The following is a 16,342-nucleotide window of genomic DNA, read 5'->3' as shown; positions in this document are numbered from 1 at the left end:
GCGCGGGCCGGGGGGGGGGGGGGGGGGCCCCCCCCCGGCCCCCCCCCCCCCCCCGACGTGCTCGTGGCCCGGGCCGACGGCGCGCTCGCCACCGCGCGCCGCCGGGACGACCGGGTCGCCGTCGACGCGGAGGCGCCCGCGGTGCCGACCTCGCGGGGCCCCGGCGCGGCGGGCGGGCCGCGCGAGGCGGACCTGCTGCAGCGGCTGCCCGCCGCGGTGGCCGCCGGGGAGCTCGTGGTGCACTTCCAGCCGTTCGTGTCCGTCGCCGCGGGCCGCGTCGAGGGCGCGGAGGCCCTGGTGCGCTGGCAGCACCCGGAGCACGGCCTGCTCGGCCCGGACGCGTTCGTACCCGCCGCCGAGCGCACCGGCCTGATCCGCCCGGTCACGCTGCACGTGCTGGACGTCGCCCTGGCGCAGTGCGCGCGGTGGCGGGCGCGCGGCCCGGCCACGTTCGGGGTGTCGGTCAACGTGTCGGCGCACGATCTGGACGACCCGCGGCTGGTCGCCGACGTGGCGGCGGCGCTCGACCGGCACGGGCTGCCGCCCGACGCGCTCGGGCTGGAGGTCACCGAGACGATGGCGATGCGGGACGCCGCGCAGGCCGGGCGGACCCTGCGGGCGCTCGCGGACCTCGGGGTGCGGCTCGCGGTGGACGACTACGGGGTGGGCTACGGCTCGCTCGACTACCTGCGCCGGCTGCCGTTCACGGTGCTCAAGGTCGACCGGGCGTTCGTGGCGCCGGCGGCCGACGACCGGGTGTGCGCGGAGATCCTGCGGTCGACCGTGGACCTCGGCCACGCGCTCGGCATGTACGTGGTCGCGGAGGGCGTGGAGGACGACCGGACGCTGGCGCTGCTGCGCGGGCTCGGGTGCGACGCCGCGCAGGGCTGGGCGCTCGGCCGCCCGGGCCCGGCGGCGGCCTTCGACGACCGCCTGGCCGCGCCCGCGCCTGTCAATTAGTAGATCCTTCAAGTATTCTCGCCGGACCGACCGGCCCCCGGGCCGCGCCGACCGACCCGAGGAGTACCCCATGCCCGACCGCCGTCCCACCGCGGCCGAGCGCCAGGCCCGCCTGGCCGCCGTCCGAGCCGAGCAGCGCAAGAAGGAGCGCGGCCGCGCCGTCTGGATCGGCTCGATCGCCGGCGTCCTGGTGCTCGCCCTCGTCGGCGTGAGCGCCTGGGTGATCGTCGACGCCGGCCGCGACAAGGCCGCCGTGCAGGCCCAGGCGGACGCCGACATCGACGGCGTCGAGTCGTTCGACGGCCTCACGTTCAACCACGTGACGACCGCCGTCGACTACCCGCAGTCCCCGCCCGCCGGCGGCGACCACAACGCCGCGTGGCTGAACTGCGGCGTGTACACCGAGCCGGTGCCGGACGAGAACGCCGTGCACTCGCTCGAGCACGGCGCGGTCTGGATCACCTACGACCCGTCGCTGCCCGCCGAGGACGTCGCGACGCTGCAGGCGTACGCGGCCGGCCAGTCGTACGTGCTCGTCTCCCCCTACGAGGGCCTCGACTCCCCCGTGGCGATCAGCGCCTGGGGCTACCAGCTGAAGGTCGACTCCGTCGACGACGAGCGGTTGCCGGTGTTCATCCAGAAGTACCTGCTCAACCCGGAGCTCGCCGAGGTCGGCGCGCCCTGCTCGAGCGGCGTGGGCACGCCCGCGTGACCTCCGCCGTCCTCGACGACGCGGCCGTGGCGCCCGCCCCCGCCGGGCGGGGCCACGGGCGCGCCGTGCTCGTCGTCGTGGCCCTCGCCGCGCTGGTGCTCGGCGCCCTGGCCGGCGCGCTGCTCGCGCGCCAGCCGGCGCTGACCGCCGCGCCGGAGGGCTCGGTCGACGCCGGGTTCGCCCGGGACATGCAGGCGCACCACGCGCAGGCCGTCGACCTCGCGGTGCTCGTCCGGGACCGGAGCACCGACGAGGAGGTGCGGACGGTCGCGCTCGACATCCTGCTCACCCAGCAGAACCAGATCGGGCAGATGGCCGGCTGGCTGTCGACCTGGGGGCTCCCCGCGGCGGCGTCGGATCCGCCGATGGCGTGGATGACGGGCTCGGAGCACGGGCACGGCGCGGCGGCGGCCGATGGCTACGCCGCGATGCCCGGCTGGGTGTCGCGCGCGGACCTCGCCCGGCTGACCGCGGCCACCGGCGTGGAGGCGGACCGGCTGTTCCTGCAGCTGATGATCCCGCACCACCAGGGCGGCGTGGAGATGGCCGAGTACGCCGTCGAGCACGCGCAGCGCCCGCAGGTGGTGGCCCTGGCCCGGAACATCGTCACGTCCCAGGAGCGCGAGCTGACCGCCCTGCAGGACATGCTGGACGCGCGGGGCGGCCCGGTCGGCTGACGCCGCCGTGCGCTAGTCCCGCTCGCGCAGCTCCAGGCTGATCTGGTCCGCGTCCAGCACCCGCAGCGCCTCCGTCAGCGCGCCGGAGCTGGCCGTGCCCAGGTCGCGGACCTTCAGCAGCGCCTCCCGCTGGGCGTCCAGCACCGCCAGCCGCAGCTCGCGGACCTGCGCCGCGGCGGAGGCGCGGTCCTGGGCGTCCTCGTCCTCGTCCAGCTCCCCGCCCTGCCGCTCGGCGATGCGCCGGGCCTTCTCGAGCACGGCCGGGTCGTACGGGGTGCCGTCGGGCCGGCGCAGGTCGGGGTCACCCAGCAGCGCGGCCGCGGCGGCGGTCATCTCCCCCGCAAGCCGGTCCACCTCGGCGCGGTCGTCGGCGCCGTCGCGGCCCAGCCCGAGCCGGCGCACCAGCCAGCCGAGCGTCCCGCCCTGCACCAGGAGCGTCCCCGCGGCGACGATGAACGCGACCAGCACCAGCAGCGCGCGGTGCGGGGTGTCCCGCGGCAGCGACTGCGCGGCGGCCAGCGTCACGACGCCGCGCATGCCGGCCCAGACGAGGATCGCGCCCTCGCGCGGGCCGAGGTGCTCGGCCTGCAGGTAGTCGATGTCGGCGATCCGGCGGGTGATCCGGTAGCGGAGCCGCACGCCCCGGCTCTCCGGGGCGTCGTCCCGGCCGAGACGCGGCCGGCGCCGGCCCAGCACGCGCCGGACCTTCGCGGCGTCGACCGGGGCGGTGGTCGCCCGCGGGGCCGCCCCCGCCGGCGGCGCTCCCGGGAGCCGGTGCTCGGCCAGGTCCTCCCGGGTGAGCGTCGCCAGCCGCTCCGGGCGCTCGTTCAGCGCCGTGAGGTAGCCGCGCACCGTGACCCCCCGCCGCGCACGCCGGGACAGCCGGGACAGCAGGTAGGCGACGTACCCGGTGCGGACCACCAGGACGACGGCGGCCGAGAGCGCCCCGAGGCCGACCGCCGCCCACAGGTGCCCGTGGTCCGCGCGGACCTCCTCGACCAGGCCGTACAGCTCGAGCCCCATGACCAGGAACACCGCGCCCTCGAGCAGCAGCTCCAGGGTGCGCCAGTTGGCCGCCTCAGCGATCCGGTCCTGCGGCCTCAGCCGCACGCTGCCCGCCCCGGCGACCAGCCCGGCGCTCACCGTGGCGACCAGGCCGGACGCGTTCAGGTGCTCGGCCGGGATGTAGGCGACGAACGGCACGATGAACGACACCGCGGTCGTCAGGTGCGGGTCCGCCATCCGGGTCCGGACCCACAGGCTGACCTTGCCGACCAGACCGCCGATCGCGACCGCCACGACCACCGCGTAGGCGAAGTCGGTCGCCACCTCCCACAGCGTGACGGACGCCGCGGTCGCCACCACGGCGGAGCGCAGCAGCACCAGCGCCGAGGCGTCGTTGAGCAGGCTCTCGCCCTCCAGGACCGTGACGATGCGCGGGCTCACCCCCGACTTCCGGACGATCGACGTCGCCACCGCGTCGGTCGGGCTGAGGACGGCGCCCAGCGCGATCCCGGTCGCCAGCGTCACGTCGGGGATGAGCCAGGAGAAGATCACGCCGAGCACCACGGACGTCGCGACGACGAGCAGCACCGACAGGCCGCTGATGGCGGTGAGGTCGCGCCGGAAGTCCATCGTCGGCACCGACACCGAGGTCGCGTAGAGCAGCGGGGGCAGGACGATCCCGAGGATCCACTCCGGCTCGATCTCCACCGCCGGGACCGCCGGGACCAGGCTGATGGCGACGCCGAGCGCCACGAGCAGCAGCGGCGCCGACACCCCCACCCGCGGGGCGAGGGCGGTGACGGTCACCACCGCCACGGCGCCGATCACCCCGATCAGCAGCAGGTCCATGCGCGTGGCCCCTCCGTGGTGCGCCCGCCGCGGCTCAGCCGGCGGACCGCGCGGCCGCCGGGGCCGGGGCCGCGCGCACGAGGCCGCGGTAGTACTCGATCTTCTCCGCGAGGTGCTCCTGCTGGTGCAGCAGCCGCTCGAGGGTCGAGGCTACGTGCTCGGCGTGGGCCTCGAGCAGCGCCAGCCGCTCCGGCACGGTCGCGTCGGCCTGCGGGCCGGTGGCCAGCGCCAGCCCTGCGTACCGGCGCATCGCGGCGATCGGCATGCCGGTGTCCCGCAGGCAGCGCAGCACGCCGAGCCAGTCCAGGTCCGCGTCGTCGTAGAGCCGGCGGCCCGCGGCGTCCCGCCGGACGTCGCGGACCAGGCCGATCTTCTCGTAGTAGCGCAGCGTGTCGAGGCTGAAGCCGGAGCGCCGGGCGGCGTCGGCCGGGGCGTAGGTGGTCATGGCCGCCAGTGTGGCGCGGGCCGGGCGCGGACGGGAGCGGTCCGGCGACAGGACTTGCGCTGGAGCGCGCTCCAGCCGCGACGCTGGCCGGCATGACGACGACCACGCCCGCGACCGGGCAGACCACCGCACCCGTACCCGCCGACGAGCGCGTGGCCGCAGCCCCGCCCGTCGCCCTGGGCGCCATGCTGTTCGGCACCCGGCACGACGACGCGGAGTCGTTCGACCTGCTCGACGCGTACGTCGAGGCGGGCGGCGTGTGGATCGACACCGCCGACTGCTACGCGTTCTGGGCCGACGACTCCGGCCGCGGCGGCCAGAGCGAGCCCGTGCTGGGGCGCTGGCTCGCCGCCCGCCCCGGGATGCGGGACCGGGTGCGGATCGCGACCAAGGTCGGCTGCGAGCCGCTGTGGCCGGGCTCGTTCCCCGAGCGCACGACGGGCCTGGGCGCCGAGGTCGTGCGGTCGGTGGCGCGGCAGAGCCTGGACCGGATGGGGATCGACCGCATCGACCTGTTCTGGGCGCACCGGGACGACCGCTCGACGCCCCTGCGCGAGATCGTCGACGGCTTCGCCCGGCTGGTCGACGACGGGGTGGTCGGCGCCTGGGGCTTCTCCAACACCGCGCTGTGGCGGGTGGAGCGTGCGGCCGGCACCGCCCGGGCGCGGGGGCTGGCGGCGCCCACCGCGCTGCAGCTCCGGTACTCCTACCTGCAGCCGCGGCCGATGGTCCGGGACCACGAGCACGACCACCGGTTCGGCTGGATCACCGACGAGGTGCTCGACTACGCCGAGGCGGACCCCGCCGTCGGGCTGTGGGCGTACAGCCCGCTGATGTCGGGCGCCTACGAGCGGGCCGACCGGCCGGTGCCCGCGGGGTTCGACCACCCCGGGACCGCGCGGCGGCTGGCCGTCCTGGCGGACGTGGCGGCCGAGCTGGGCGTCAGCCGGAGCGAGGTGGTGCTCGCGTGGCTGGCCGGCGGCAGCCCGCGGGTGTCGCCCGTGGTCGGGGTGAGCAGCCCCGAGCAGCTCGCGACGGCGATGGCCGGGGTGCGGCTGGTGCTCCCCGCAGCGGCCCGGGAGCGCCTCGACGCGGCGTGGTGAGCCGGTGCGCCCCCCGTAATGAGAGTGAGTATCAGTTGTGTTAGCGTGACGGCGCTGATCATCCGACCCGCGACCGGAGAGGAGACGGCGGCGAGGGCACCCGTGCGCCCGCACGGGCCCCCCGGCCGCCGGCCCCCCACATGACCCTTTCGACCCGTACCCGCCCCCGCCTCGCCGGCGCGCTCGGCCTCGGCGTGACCGCGGCGCTGCTCGCCGCGTGCGGCCAGTCCGGCGACGCCGCGGCGGAGCCGTCCGCCGCCGCCGAGGAGACGTCCGCCGCCCCGGCCGCCACCGAGGTCGCCACCGCGAAGCCGCGCCTCGCCCTCACCTACGACGGCGGCATCCAGGTGCTGGACGCCGACACGCTCGCGGTCGTCTCCGACATCGAGCTGGCCGGCTTCAACCGCCTGAACCCGGCCGGCGACAACCGGCACGTGCTCGTCTCCACCACCGGCGGCTTCCAGGTGCTCGACGCCGGCACCTGGACGCAGCCGCACGGCGACCACACGCACTCGTACACGGCCGACCCGGTGCTGACCGACGTGCTGTGGCCGGCCGAGACGCCGGGCCACGCCGTCCGGCACGAGGGGCGCACCGCGCTGTTCGACGACGGCACGGGCCAGGTCACCGTCGTCGACTCCGACGCCCTGGCCGACCCGGACGCCGAGACCCGCGACCACACCACCCCGTCCGCGCACCACGGCGTCGCGGTCGAGCTCACGGACGGCACCCTCGTCGTCTCCGACGGCACGGAGGACGAGCGCACCGGCGTGCGGGTCCTCGACGCGGACGACGCCGAGATCGCCGCGATCGACACCTGCCCCGGCGTGCACGGCGAGGCCGTCGCCGCCGACGAGGCCGTGGTCATCGGCTGCGAGGACGGCGCCGTCGTCTGGGCCGGCGGCGCGCTGACCAAGGTCACCGCCCCCGACGCCTACGGCCGGATCGGCAACCAGGCCGGGTCCGAGGCCTCGCCGTACGTGCTGGGCGACTACAAGTCCGACCCGGACGCCGACCTGGAGCGCCCGACCCGGGTCTCCCTGATCGACACCCGCGACGCCTCGATCCGCCTGGTCGACCTGCCGGCCTCCTACACGTTCCGCTCGCTCGCCCGCGGCGACGCCGGCGAGGCCCTGGTGCTCGGCACCGACGGCGCCCTGCACGTCATCGACCCGGAGTCCGGCACCGTCGTGCGGTCCGTCCCGGTGATCGACGCCTGGGAGGAGCCGGAGGAGTGGCAGGAGCCGCGCCCGGCGATCACCGTCCTGGACGGCTCCGCGTACATCACCGACCCGGCCACGAACTCCGTGCACGCCGTCGACATCGAGACCGGCGAGGTCTGGCTGAGCGCCGACCTCGAGGTGACGCCGAACGAGGTCGCGGGCGTCTCCGGCGCCGCCGCGGAGCACGGCGGGCACGACCACGCCGAGGGCGACCACGCCGACCACGCGCACGAGGACGAGCACGCGCACGAGGACGAGGGCGCCGAGGGCTGACCCCCGCCCCACCTCCTCGGGTGGAGCGTCCCGCCCGGGCACACCGCGCGTGCCGGGCAGGGCGCTCCACCCTCGCGCATCCCGACCCGGAAGGACCCCCGTGCCCCGCACCACCCCCACGCCCCGCACCACCCGCACCGTCGCCTCCGCCCTCGCGCTCGGCCTCGCCGGTGCCGCGCTCGCGGCGTGCTCCCCCGCCGGTGAGGACGGCGACACCCCGCACGACGTCGTGGCGGCGTTCTACCCGCTGCAGTTCGTCGCCGAGCGGGTCGGCGGCGAGCACGTCGCCGTCACCTCGCTGACCCCGCCCGGCGGCGAGTCGCACGACCTCGAGCTGTCGCCGAGCGCCGTCTCCCGGGTCGGCGACGCGGACCTCGTCGTCTACCTGTCCGGGTTCCAGGCCGCGACGGACGCCGCCGTCGCCGCCACGTCGCCCGCCCACGTGGTCGACGCCGCCGAGGCCGCGGCGCTGGAGGTCGGGCCGGACGGCGTCGAGCCCGGCGGCGGTGGCAGCCTGGACCCGCACTTCTGGCTGGACCCGACCCGGCTCGCGGACGTCGCGCACCAGGTCGGGGACGCGCTCGCGGAGATCGACCCCGAGCACGCCGACGACTTCGCCGCCGCGGCGGACGACCTGGTCGCCGACCTCGACGCGCTGGACGCGGACCTCGAGGCCGGGCTCGCGGCCTGCCGGGGCGCGACGCTGGTCGCCTCGCACGAGGCCTTCGGCTACCTCGCCCAGCGGTACGGGCTGCACCAGGTGGGCCTGAGCGGCATCGACCCCGAGGTCGAGCCGTCGCCCGCGCGGCTGCGCGACGTCGCCGCCACCGTCGAGGCGGAGCGCGTCCGCACCCTGTTCTTCGAGACGCTGACCAGCCCCAAGGTCACGCGGACGCTCGCCGACGACCTCGGCGTGGCCACGGCCGTCCTCGACCCCCTGGAGGGGCTCGCCGAGGGCGACGAGCGCGACTACCTCGGCGTCATGCGGGACAACCTCGCCGCGCTGACCGCCGGGCTCACCTGCGGGGCGTGACCGCGGGCGCGACGACGGCGCCGGACCCGCCGGGGGTGCGGCGCCGTCCGCGCGCCCGGCTCAGTGCGAGCGCAGCGCCTCGACCAGGTCGGCCTTCTTCATGGACGACCGGCCCTCGATGCCGATCTCCGCCGCCCGCTTGCGCAGGTCCTCGACGGTCCAGTCCTCGTAGGAACCGGACTCGCCGCCCTTCTTCCCGACCGACGACCGCCCGCGCGCCGCCGCGGCGTTGGCGATGCGGGCCGACTTCTCCTTGCTGTTGCCCTCGTCGCGGAGCTCCTCGTAGAGCCCCTTGTCCTTGACGCTCGGGCCCGGGTCACGGCGCGGCATGGCGACCTCCTCGGTGTGGACGACGTCCGGTCCTCCCGACGATGCCCCCAGGCCGCGCCGCCCGCATCCGCAGGCCCCGGTCAGGCCGCGCGGTCGCCGAGCCAGGGCGCCAGCACGTCCTCCGCGCCGAGCCACGGGTGCAGCCCCCGCGCGTGCTCGTCCGCCGTCAGCAGCACGTCGTCGAACGCCGCGAGCAGGTCGGCCCGCACGTCCTCGACGCCGGTGAAGACGAGCCGTGTGGCCGCCGGCCGCCGGCCCCAGGTGCCGAGCGCCCCGACGCTGAGCTGACCGCCGGCGCCGTCCCAGACGCAGACCGAGTCGGGCCGCGTCGGGACCCAGAAGTGCCCCCGGCTGCGGTGCCGGCCCTGCCCGAGCCGGGCGACCTCGGCCACCAGGCGCTCAGGGTGCAGCGGTCGGTCGGCGCGCAGCTCGAGCGTCCACACCCCCCGCGCCGTGGGGGCACCCGGCACCGGGGCGGCGTGCCGCGGGTCGAGGCGCCGCTCTCCCGCCCGCACGTCGTGCACCCCCGCGAGCAGCGCCGCGACGTCCGCGGCGTACACCCCGTCGACGCGCCGGCCGTCGGCGGCGCGGACGTGGTCGAGCAGGTCGGAGGCGACCGGGTGCTCCGCAGGATCGCCCGCGACCAGCACGACGTCGGCGTGCCCGACCTGGGCCGCGAGCGCCTCGCCGACCGCGCGGCCGTCGTCCTCGGTGAGCGCCAGGCCGCGCTCGTCCAGCAGGTCGTCGCCGAGCAGGTCGTCGGCGAACGTGGCGAGGTCGAGCGCCGCGACCACGCCGGCGAGCCGCAGCGAGCGCAGGCCGCCGCCGCGCCGCGTCGCCCAGCCGAGCGCGCGGGTGACCGGCAGCGACTCCGCCGACACGGGCAGCGCCAGCAGCACGGCGTCCCACCGCGGGTCACGGCCGAGCCGCTCGAGCGTGGGCACCGCGTCCTCGCGCACGGAGCAGCTCAGGCACGCGTGCTCCAGCGGCACCAGGACGTCCTCGAGCACGCCCGTCGCGTCCGCGACGACGCGGCGGATGCCACCGCCCTCGGGGCCGTCGACGATGTCGTGGCGCAGCACGACGGTCCGGGGCCGGTCGACCACGACGCCGAAGGCGACGGCGTCGCGCAGCAGCGGGTCGACGGTGGCGAGCACGAGCAGGGGCGTGAGATCGCGTCGGGACATGCCTGCCAGACTAGCGCTTGTCGCGAACGATTCTCATTACCTATGATGGGTGCATGTCCGCTCACTGCCAGGTCCTGGGCACGTCGCCCGGGTTCGGCCACTCCATCTCCCACTCGCACCGGCGCACCAAGCGCCGGTTCGACCCGAACATCCAGCGCAAGCGCTACTGGGTGCCCTCGCTCGGCCGGCACGTGACGCTGACCGTCTCGGCCCGGGGCATCACGACGATCGACAGGCGCGGCATCGAGGCCGTCGTCGCCCGGATCCTCGCCCGTGGGGAGAAGGTCTGATGGCCCGCGCCGCCGACGTCCGCCCGATCATCAAGCTGCGCTCGACCGCGGGGACCGGCTTCACCTACGTCACCCGCAAGAACCGCCGCAACGACCCCGACCGCCTCGTACTGAAGAAGTACGACCCCGTGGTGCGGCGGCACGTCGACTTCACGGAGGAGCGCTGATGGCCAAGAAGAGCAAGATCGCCAGGAACGAGCAGCGACGCGCGGTCGTCGCCCGGTACGCCGAGCGGCGCCGGGAGCTCAAGGCGGCGTCCGTCGACCCGCACCTGCCGGAGGCCGACCGGGTCGCCGCGCGCACGGCTCTGCAGGCCCTCCCCCGAGACGCCAGCCCGACCCGGTTGCGCAACCGCGACGTTGCCGACGGCCGCCCGCGCGGCTATGTCGGGACGTTCGGTCTGTCCCGCGTGCGGATGCGGCAGATGGCCCACCGCGGCGAGCTGCCCGGTGTCACGAAGTCGAGCTGGTGAGGAGCACATCATGAAGCAGGGCATCCACCCCGAGTACCGACCCGTCGTGTTCCGGGACATCAGCGCGGACTTCGCGTTCCTGACCCGGTCGACGATCACGTCCGAGAAGACCGTCGAGTGGTCGGACGGGAGGACGTACCCCGTGGTCGACGTCGACGTCTCCTCCGCGTCGCACCCGTTCTACACGGGCAGGTCCCGCGTGCTCGACACCGCCGGCCGCGTCGAGAGGTTCCGGCAGCGCTACGGCCTCACCACCCCCGAGGAGACCCGATGAAGGTCCGCGCGTCGCTCGCGTCCCTGAAGAAGAAGGAGGGCTCGATCGTGGTGCGCCGCCACGGCAGGACCTTCGTGATCAACAAGAAGAACCCGCGCTGGAAGGCGAGGCAGGGCTGATGGCCGTCCCGAAGCGGAAGCTCTCCCGCAGCAACACCCGCGCCCGCCGGTCGCAGTGGAAGGCCGCGGCGGTCCCGCTGACCCCCGTGCGCACCCCCGACGGCCGGCTGGTCGAGGTCCCCCGCCGCCTCGCCCGCGCCGTCGAGCGCGGCCTGATCGACCCGCGCTGACGCGCACCCCGCCCGAGTTCGCCGGTTCCGCGCCGAGAGGCACCGCGGAACCGGCGAGCTCGCGCGCGACCGGCGAGCTCGCGGGGCCGCCTCGCCCACCGCGCGGGTAGCGTGCCGGGCGTGAGCGCCGCCGCCGTCCTCGACGTCCCGTCCCCGCAGGGCCCCGCCCGCGCGCACCTGCACCTGCCCGCCGGCGTCGCGCCGGGCGCCGACGGCCGCGTGGCCGTCCCCGGGGCGCTGGTGCTCGGCCACGGGGCCGGCGGAGGGATCGACGCGCCCGACCTGCGGGCGGTGACGGGCGCCGCGACGGCCCTGGGTCTCGCGGTCGCGCTCGTCGAGCAGCCGTACCGCGTCGCCGGCAAGCGGGTCGGCCCGCGGGGCCCGGCGCTGGACGAGGCGTGGACCGCGGTCGTCGCGCACCTGCGCGCGCACGCGCTCGACGCCCCGCTGGTCACGGGCGGCCGGTCCGCGGGCGCCCGCACCGCCTGCCGCACGGCGCTCGCCACCGGCGCCGCCGGGGTGCTGTGCCTCGCGTTCCCGACGCAGCCCCCCGGCCGGCCGGACGCGCCGAGCCGGCTGCCCGAGCTCGACGCCGCGGGCGTGCCGGTCCTGGTGGTCCAGGGCACCACCGACCCCTACGGCACGCCGCCGCCGTCCCCGACCCGAGCGGTCGTCGCGGTCCCCGGCGACCACTCCCTGAAGAAGGACCCGCGGTCGGTCGCGGCGGCCGTCACGGCCTGGCTCCCCACCGTCCTCCCGGTCCCCTGACGCCGAGGTCGAGGGTTCGCGCCCGGATGCCGCGCGGAGACCCTCGACCTCGCCGCGAACGCTCGACCTCGCGGGGACCTCAGCCGTCGAGGAAGGTGCGGACCGCCTCGGTCACCAGGGCATGGTCGTCGGCCTGCGGGAGGCCCGAGACCGTCACCACACCCACGATCCCGACGCCCTCGACGTGCACCGGGAAGGCCCCGCCGTGCGCCGCGTACTGCTGCAGCGGCAGCTCGTGCACCGCGCCGAACGTGGTGCCCTTCGCCCGCGCCCGCAGACCCTGCAGGTAGGACGAGGTGCCGAACCGCTCGACCACCCGGACCTTGCGCTCGATCCACGAGTCGTTGTCGGCCACCGTGCCGGGCCGCGCGGCGTGGAACAGCTGCTGCGCGCCGCGCCGGATGTCGATCGTCACGGGCAGCCCGCGCTCGGTCGCCAGCCGGACCAGCAGCGTGCCGAGCTCCCACGCGTCGTCGTTGGTGAAGGTGGCGAAGCGCAGGTCGCGCTCCTGCCCCTCGACCTCGGCGATCAGGGCCCGGACCTCGGTGTCGTCGCTCATGGCCGCGATCCTGCCACCCGCCGGGACCGGGGTCGGCCCCGGCGGGTGGCAGGCGGGCGGTCAGCGGCGGCGGACCGCCCGCACGACGGTGTCCCGGATCGTGATCTCCCGCCCGTCGGGGTCCGTGGCAGACCGTGGCCGCGCCTCCGCGACCGGGACGTCCCAGGCCCCCGGGTCGAGCGCGGCGACGACCTCCTCGGGGTCGAAGAACAGCTCCGGCAGGTCCGGGCGGCCGATCGTGGTGCGCAGGTCGCTGGCGTGGTGCGCGACCACCAGCAGCGTCCCCCCGGGGGCCACCGCCCGCGCCATCCGGGCGAACGCCACGGCGCGGACCTCCGGCGGCAGGTGCAGGAAGTGGGTGGTCACGAGGTCGTACCCACCGTCCCCGGCGTCCCAGCCGGCGATGTCGACGCGCTCGGTCCGCACCCGTGCCGCGACCTCCGGGCCCGCCTGCGCCGCCGCGGCCGCGACCCGGTCGAGCGCGGTCTGCGCCAGGTCGACGGCGGTCACGGCCCACCCGCGGCCGGCGAGCCACAGCGCGTCGCCGCCCTCGCCGCACGCGACGTCCAGCGCGCGGCCCGGCGCGAGGTCGCCCACCTCGTCGACGAGCTGCCGGTTCGGCCGGCCGCTCCACACCTGCGGCGCCGAGCGGTAGCGGTCCTCCCAGAACGCCCGGTCGTGCCGCACCGCGCCCGGATCGCCGCCGTGGGCGTGCCCGCCGTGCGCCGCGTGCCCGCCGTGCGCCGCGTCCCCGCCGTGCCCGTGCCCGCCCTCACCCTGCGCCATGCCCCGCTCCTCCTCGTCGTCCCCGCCGCGGGACCGTCCCGCGGCCTCGTCCCGGCCCGTCACAGCCCGACCGGCCCGTCGCCCGCCCGGCGTGCGGCGAGCTCGCGCTCCGCCCGCGCCGAGAACGGCGCCACCTGCTCCGCGCGGTACCGCGCCACGGCGGCGTCGGCGTCCTCGGCGGCGAGCTCGCCGACGAGCGCCGCGCCCGCGGTCAGCCCGGCCGCCGCGGCGACCTGCACCTGGGCGCGGAGGTCCGTGGCGTTCCCGGCGACGCGCACCCCCGGCACGGCGGTCGCCCCGTCCGGCGCCGCGACGACACGGGTCCCGATCACGCGGTCGCCCATCGTCACCGGCTCGGTCGGCAGACCCAGGCCCTCGAGGCCGTCGAGCCGCGCGCCCATGCCGGTCGCGACGACCACCGCGTCGCACGCCAGCACGGTCCCCGTGACGAGCCGCACCCCGGTCAGCACGTCGTCCACCACCTCCAGGCCCGCCACCGGACCGTCCACGACCCGCACGCCGAGCGCCGCGAGCCGCTCCCAGTCGTCCTCGGACAGGCCGTCGCCCGCGCCCGCCGCGGCGCCCAGGAAGAGCGTCACGTCCGCCGTCCACCCGCGCCACAGCTGCGCCTGGTGCACCGCGAGCGGTCCCGACCCGAGCAGGGCCACCGCCCGGTCCCGGACCTCGAACCCGTGGCAGAACGGGCAGTGCAGCACGTCCCGCCCCCACCGCTCGGCCACGCCGGGGACGTCCGGCAGCGTGTCCACCAGCCCGGTCGCGACCAGCACCCGCCGCGCCCGGACGACCCGGCCGCCCGCGAGCGCCGCGCGGAACCCGTCGCCGTCGCGCCGGACGTCCACCACCCGGTCCTCGACGACCCGGGCGCCGTACCCCTCGACCTCGGCACGGCCGCGCGCCAGCAGGTCGGCGGGCGGAAGGCCGTCCAGGCCGAGGTAGGCGTGCATGTGCGCGGCCGGCGCGTTCCGGGGCGCGCCGTCGTGCACCACGAGCACACGGCGGCGCGCGCGGGCCAGCGTGAGCGCCGCGCTCAGCCCCGCCGCACCGCCGCCGATCACCAGCACGTCGTCCTGCTCGGTCACCATCGGGTCCTCCGCCCTCTCGTCGTGCTGTCCACGGTGCGGGCGGGAGCGCGCGGTTGACAAACGTCGTTGCCGAGACGGCAAATGGACCCATGGCCGAGACCCGCAGACCGCGCACTCCCGCGACGCCGGCGGCCGGCGCGCCCGGCTCCGCAGCCGCCCCCCCGCCGGGCACCCCCGGCACCCCCGGCGCGCCGGGAGCGACCGGAGCCCCCGGCACCCTCGGCGACCTGGAGCCCGTCCTCGAGGCCGTCGGCCCGCGGCTGCGCGACCTGCGCCAGCGCCGCGGCGCCACCCTCGCGGACCTGTCCCGCAGCACCGGCATCTCCGTCAGCACGCTGTCCCGGCTGGAGTCCGGGCAGCGCAGGCCGACGCTGGAGCTGCTGCTGCCGCTGGCCCGGGCGCACCAGGTGCCGCTCGACGAGCTCGTCGGCGCACCCGAGACCGGGGACCCGCGGGTGCACCTGTCGCCGGTCGAGCGGCACGGCGTCACCTACGTCCCCCTGAGCCGCCGCCAGGGTGGGCTGCAGGCGTACAAGCAGGTGTTCCCGGCGGGGCACAACCCCGGGCCGCCGGAGCCGCGCACCCACGAGGGCTACGAGTGGATGTACGTGCTGTCCGGGCGGATGCGGCTGGTGCTCGGCGAGCACGACCTGATGGTCGAGCCGGGCGAGGCGGTCGAGTTCGACACCCGGATCCCGCACTGGTTCACCAACCCGGGCCCCGGCGCGGCGGAGGTGCTGACGCTCTGGGGCCCGCAGGGCGAGCGGATGCACGTGCTGGCCCGCTCCACCCGGAAGGGCTGACGGGGCGCGGGCGGCTCAGGCCACCGCGGCGAGCGCCAGCACGGACGCGACCACGCACAGCGGGGCCAGCCACAGCCCCTGCACCAGGAACGCCCGCACCGGCACGTGCACGAGCGCCTGCCGGCACCGTCGCCACCACAGCACGGTCGCGAGCGACGCCCACGGGGTGAGCAGCGGCCCGACGCCGGTCCCGATCAGCACCGCCGCGAGCCGCCGCACGTCCTCGCCGGCCACCGGCTCCAGGAGCAGGTAGGCCGGGAGGTTGTTCACGGCGTTGGCCACCACCGCGGACAGCCCGGCGACGCCGAGCAGCGCCCCGGAGTCCGCCCCCGCCGGCGCCGCGTCGAGGACCCAGTCGCCCAGCCCCCGCACGTGCAGCGTCTCCACGACCACGAAGAGCGCCCCGACGACGAGGATCATCCGCCACGGCACCAGGTCGCGCGCCCGCCCGGGCACCGGCCGGCGCCGCACGGCGAACGCCGCGAGCAGCACCGCCGCCGCGCCCAGGGCGACCGCCCACACGGGCAGGCCCGCGACGAACCCGACCGCCATCACCGCGACGGTCACGCCGGTCGCGACCAGCAGCGGCCGGTCGGGCGGGGTGTACCGCGCGCCCGGCTCGAACCGGCCGCGCAGGTCCCTCCGTCCCCGGACCGCCAGCACCGCGACGGTCACCAGCACGGCCGCGAGCGCCGGCGCCCACATCACGCCGAGGTAGCCCGCGTCCTGCTCCGCGAACCGGTGGTCCGCGAGCAGGTTGGTCAGGTTGGACACCGGCAGCAGCAGCGACGCCGTGTTCGCGAGCGCCACGACGGTCAGCACGAGCAGCAGGGGCGACGTCCGGGTGCGCCGGGCCAGCGTGATCGCGAGGGGCGTGAGCAGCACGGCCGTGGTGTCGAGCGACAGCAGGACGGTCGACGCCACGGCGATCGCGACCAGCAGCAGCCAGAGCAGCCAGCGCCGACCGCCGGCGGCCCGGGCGGCCGCGTCCGTCGCGACGTCGAACAGCCCGGCCGACCCGCACAGCTCGGCGACCACGGTGAGGGCCGCGACGAACAGCAGCACCGGGCCGACGCGCTCGGCGAGCGCACCGGCGTCGTCCCGCGGGAGGGCGCCCGTGAGCAGCGCGGCAGCGGCCGGCACCACGGCCACCGCCCACCACGGGACGGCACGCCGGAGCCTGGGCACGGCGGAACTCTAG

At 76.9% G+C, this 16,342-nt stretch carries 22 protein-coding genes; 14 read left to right on the top strand and 8 right to left on the bottom strand.

What is annotated here, in order from left to right:
* Positions 1 to 63: 63 nt before the first annotated feature.
* The 3 genes from FS882_RS10625 (at position 64) to FS882_RS10615 (ending at position 2,349) form a co-directional block, all read left to right on the top strand.
* Complete coding sequence (locus FS882_RS10625; RefSeq protein ID WP_187365252.1) at positions 64 to 960, top strand: putative bifunctional diguanylate cyclase/phosphodiesterase; 897 nt, start codon at positions 64 to 66, stop codon at positions 958 to 960.
* Positions 961 to 1,030: 70 nt separating this feature from the next.
* A complete protein-coding gene (locus FS882_RS10620) occupies positions 1,031 to 1,672 on the top strand; it encodes a DUF3105 domain-containing protein (RefSeq protein WP_158373010.1) in 642 nt (213 codons plus the stop codon).
* Entirely contained in the window at positions 1,669 to 2,349 is a 681-nt protein-coding gene (locus tag FS882_RS10615; RefSeq protein WP_187365251.1) for a DUF305 domain-containing protein, read from the top strand. Before FS882_RS10620 ends, FS882_RS10615 begins: the two co-directional genes overlap by 4 nt.
* A gap of 12 nt (positions 2,350 to 2,361) precedes the next feature.
* On the opposite strand, the gene FS882_RS10610 is transcribed toward FS882_RS10615, so the two are convergent.
* Together FS882_RS10610 and FS882_RS10605 are read right to left on the bottom strand one after the other, a co-directional pair.
* Entirely contained in the window at positions 2,362 to 4,203 is a 1,842-nt protein-coding gene (locus FS882_RS10610) for a cation:proton antiporter (RefSeq protein ID WP_158373009.1), read from the bottom strand.
* Positions 4,204 to 4,237: 34 nt separating this feature from the next.
* Positions 4,238 to 4,648, bottom strand: coding sequence for a MerR family transcriptional regulator (locus FS882_RS10605; protein WP_158373008.1), 411 nt, complete (start codon positions 4,646 to 4,648; stop codon positions 4,238 to 4,240).
* 92 nt (positions 4,649 to 4,740) lie between these two features.
* Between FS882_RS10605 and FS882_RS10600 the strand changes: the two genes are divergently transcribed.
* The 3 genes from FS882_RS10600 (at position 4,741) to FS882_RS10590 (ending at position 8,280) form a co-directional block, all read left to right on the top strand.
* Positions 4,741 to 5,751 carry an aldo/keto reductase gene (locus FS882_RS10600; RefSeq protein WP_158373007.1) on the top strand — a complete coding sequence of 337 codons (1,011 nt, stop codon included), beginning with the start codon at positions 4,741 to 4,743 and terminating at the stop codon, positions 5,749 to 5,751.
* Between the two features lie 140 nt (positions 5,752 to 5,891).
* Positions 5,892 to 7,247, top strand: a complete 1,356-nt coding sequence (gene aztD / locus FS882_RS10595; RefSeq protein ID WP_158373006.1) for a zinc metallochaperone AztD — start codon at positions 5,892 to 5,894, stop codon at positions 7,245 to 7,247.
* A 100-nt stretch (positions 7,248 to 7,347) separates the two neighbouring features.
* Positions 7,348 to 8,280: a metal ABC transporter substrate-binding protein gene (locus tag FS882_RS10590; RefSeq protein WP_158373005.1), complete on the top strand. Its 933-nt coding sequence runs from the start codon at positions 7,348 to 7,350 to the stop codon at positions 8,278 to 8,280.
* A gap of 60 nt (positions 8,281 to 8,340) precedes the next feature.
* Here the strand turns inward: FS882_RS10590 and FS882_RS10585 are convergent, their stop codons facing one another.
* Positions 8,341 to 8,610, bottom strand: coding sequence for a Rho termination factor N-terminal domain-containing protein (locus tag FS882_RS10585; RefSeq protein WP_158373004.1), 270 nt, complete (start codon positions 8,608 to 8,610; stop codon positions 8,341 to 8,343).
* 80 nt (positions 8,611 to 8,690) lie between these two features.
* Positions 8,691 to 9,797 carry a CobW family GTP-binding protein gene (locus FS882_RS10580; RefSeq protein ID WP_158373003.1) on the bottom strand — a complete coding sequence of 369 codons (1,107 nt, stop codon included), beginning with the start codon at positions 9,795 to 9,797 and terminating at the stop codon, positions 8,691 to 8,693.
* A 53-nt stretch (positions 9,798 to 9,850) separates the two neighbouring features.
* Here FS882_RS10580 and rpmB point away from each other — a divergent pair, with 53 nt between their 5' ends.
* The 7 genes from rpmB to FS882_RS10545 all read left to right on the top strand — a co-directional run bounded on the left by rpmB (position 9,851) and on the right by FS882_RS10545 (position 11,890).
* Complete coding sequence (rpmB, locus tag FS882_RS10575) at positions 9,851 to 10,087, top strand: 50S ribosomal protein L28 (RefSeq protein ID WP_158373002.1); 237 nt, start codon at positions 9,851 to 9,853, stop codon at positions 10,085 to 10,087.
* Entirely contained in the window at positions 10,087 to 10,254 is a 168-nt protein-coding gene (rpmG, locus tag FS882_RS10570; RefSeq protein ID WP_158373001.1) for a 50S ribosomal protein L33, read from the top strand. Before rpmB ends, rpmG begins: the two co-directional genes overlap by 1 nt.
* The gene (rpsN, locus tag FS882_RS10565) at positions 10,254 to 10,559 is read left to right on the top strand and encodes a 30S ribosomal protein S14 (RefSeq protein WP_158373000.1); all 306 of its coding nucleotides are present in this window, start codon (positions 10,254 to 10,256) and stop codon (positions 10,557 to 10,559) included. The genes rpmG and rpsN overlap by 1 nt, the downstream gene beginning before the upstream one ends.
* 10 nt (positions 10,560 to 10,569) lie before the next feature.
* Complete coding sequence (locus FS882_RS10560; protein WP_158372999.1) at positions 10,570 to 10,833, top strand: type B 50S ribosomal protein L31; 264 nt, start codon at positions 10,570 to 10,572, stop codon at positions 10,831 to 10,833.
* Complete coding sequence (gene ykgO / locus FS882_RS10555) at positions 10,830 to 10,952, top strand: type B 50S ribosomal protein L36 (RefSeq protein ID WP_158372998.1); 123 nt, start codon at positions 10,830 to 10,832, stop codon at positions 10,950 to 10,952. The genes FS882_RS10560 and ykgO overlap by 4 nt, the downstream gene beginning before the upstream one ends.
* Positions 10,952 to 11,122, top strand: a complete 171-nt coding sequence (rpmF, locus tag FS882_RS10550; protein ID WP_158372997.1) for a 50S ribosomal protein L32 — start codon at positions 10,952 to 10,954, stop codon at positions 11,120 to 11,122. The genes ykgO and rpmF overlap by 1 nt, the downstream gene beginning before the upstream one ends.
* Before the next feature lie 120 nt (positions 11,123 to 11,242).
* Positions 11,243 to 11,890, top strand: coding sequence for an alpha/beta family hydrolase (locus FS882_RS10545; protein ID WP_158372996.1), 648 nt, complete (start codon positions 11,243 to 11,245; stop codon positions 11,888 to 11,890).
* Between the two features lie 79 nt (positions 11,891 to 11,969).
* Here the strand turns inward: FS882_RS10545 and FS882_RS10540 are convergent, their stop codons facing one another.
* The 3 genes from FS882_RS10540 to FS882_RS10530 are packed head-to-tail and all read right to left on the bottom strand — an operon-like array spanning position 11,970 to position 14,338.
* On the bottom strand, positions 11,970 to 12,449 hold the full coding sequence (locus FS882_RS10540; protein WP_158372995.1) for a heme-degrading domain-containing protein: 480 nt from the start codon (positions 12,447 to 12,449) through the stop codon (positions 11,970 to 11,972).
* Positions 12,450 to 12,509: 60 nt separating this feature from the next.
* Entirely contained in the window at positions 12,510 to 13,235 is a 726-nt protein-coding gene (locus FS882_RS10535) for an SAM-dependent methyltransferase (RefSeq protein WP_158372994.1), read from the bottom strand.
* Between the two features lie 59 nt (positions 13,236 to 13,294).
* Positions 13,295 to 14,338 (bottom strand): FAD-dependent oxidoreductase, encoded by a 1,044-nt coding sequence (locus FS882_RS10530; RefSeq protein ID WP_222848188.1) that lies wholly within the window; start codon positions 14,336 to 14,338, stop codon positions 13,295 to 13,297.
* 89 nt (positions 14,339 to 14,427) lie between these two features.
* On the opposite strand from FS882_RS10530, the gene FS882_RS10525 reads away from it, so the two are divergent.
* On the top strand, positions 14,428 to 15,141 hold the full coding sequence (locus FS882_RS10525) for a helix-turn-helix domain-containing protein (protein WP_158372992.1): 714 nt from the start codon (positions 14,428 to 14,430) through the stop codon (positions 15,139 to 15,141).
* Positions 15,142 to 15,156: 15 nt separating this feature from the next.
* On the opposite strand, the gene FS882_RS10520 is transcribed toward FS882_RS10525, so the two are convergent.
* On the bottom strand, positions 15,157 to 16,329 hold the full coding sequence (locus FS882_RS10520) for an SLC13 family permease (protein WP_158372991.1): 1,173 nt from the start codon (positions 16,327 to 16,329) through the stop codon (positions 15,157 to 15,159).
* Positions 16,330 to 16,342 lie beyond the last annotated feature (13 nt).

Source organism: Cellulosimicrobium cellulans, assembly GCF_007679345.1.
Classification (GTDB): Bacteria; Actinomycetota; Actinomycetes; order Actinomycetales; family Cellulomonadaceae; genus Cellulomonas; species Cellulomonas cellulans_A.
The sequence above is the reverse complement of the archived record's forward strand: the minus strand, read 5'-3'. Positions and strand labels throughout refer to the sequence as shown.

What these genes read in the sequence shown, in the direction of transcription:
- FS882_RS10620 (WP_158373010.1), top strand. Translation starts at nt 1,031, where the DNA reads ATGCCCGACCGCCGTCCCACCGCGGCCGAGCGCCAGGCCCGCCTGGCC.
- FS882_RS10610 (WP_158373009.1), bottom strand. Translation starts at nt 4,203, where the DNA reads ATGGACCTGCTGCTGATCGGGGTGATCGGCGCCGTGGCGGTGGTGACC.
- FS882_RS10605 (WP_158373008.1), bottom strand. Translation starts at nt 4,648, where the DNA reads ATGACCACCTACGCCCCGGCCGACGCCGCCCGGCGCTCCGGCTTCAGC.
- FS882_RS10600 (WP_158373007.1), top strand. Translation starts at nt 4,741, where the DNA reads ATGACGACGACCACGCCCGCGACCGGGCAGACCACCGCACCCGTACCC.
- aztD (WP_158373006.1), top strand. Translation starts at nt 5,892, where the DNA reads ATGACCCTTTCGACCCGTACCCGCCCCCGCCTCGCCGGCGCGCTCGGC.
- FS882_RS10585 (WP_158373004.1), bottom strand. Translation starts at nt 8,610, where the DNA reads ATGCCGCGCCGTGACCCGGGCCCGAGCGTCAAGGACAAGGGGCTCTAC.
- FS882_RS10580 (WP_158373003.1), bottom strand. Translation starts at nt 9,797, where the DNA reads ATGTCCCGACGCGATCTCACGCCCCTGCTCGTGCTCGCCACCGTCGAC.
- rpmB (WP_158373002.1), top strand. Translation starts at nt 9,851, where the DNA reads ATGTCCGCTCACTGCCAGGTCCTGGGCACGTCGCCCGGGTTCGGCCAC.
- rpmG (WP_158373001.1), top strand. Translation starts at nt 10,087, where the DNA reads ATGGCCCGCGCCGCCGACGTCCGCCCGATCATCAAGCTGCGCTCGACC.
- rpsN (WP_158373000.1), top strand. Translation starts at nt 10,254, where the DNA reads ATGGCCAAGAAGAGCAAGATCGCCAGGAACGAGCAGCGACGCGCGGTC.
- FS882_RS10560 (WP_158372999.1), top strand. Translation starts at nt 10,570, where the DNA reads ATGAAGCAGGGCATCCACCCCGAGTACCGACCCGTCGTGTTCCGGGAC.
- ykgO (WP_158372998.1), top strand. Translation starts at nt 10,830, where the DNA reads ATGAAGGTCCGCGCGTCGCTCGCGTCCCTGAAGAAGAAGGAGGGCTCG.
- rpmF (WP_158372997.1), top strand. Translation starts at nt 10,952, where the DNA reads ATGGCCGTCCCGAAGCGGAAGCTCTCCCGCAGCAACACCCGCGCCCGC.
- FS882_RS10540 (WP_158372995.1), bottom strand. Translation starts at nt 12,449, where the DNA reads ATGAGCGACGACACCGAGGTCCGGGCCCTGATCGCCGAGGTCGAGGGG.
- FS882_RS10535 (WP_158372994.1), bottom strand. Translation starts at nt 13,235, where the DNA reads ATGGCGCAGGGTGAGGGCGGGCACGGGCACGGCGGGGACGCGGCGCAC.
- FS882_RS10530 (WP_222848188.1), bottom strand. Translation starts at nt 14,338, where the DNA reads ATGGTGACCGAGCAGGACGACGTGCTGGTGATCGGCGGCGGTGCGGCG.
- FS882_RS10525 (WP_158372992.1), top strand. Translation starts at nt 14,428, where the DNA reads ATGGCCGAGACCCGCAGACCGCGCACTCCCGCGACGCCGGCGGCCGGC.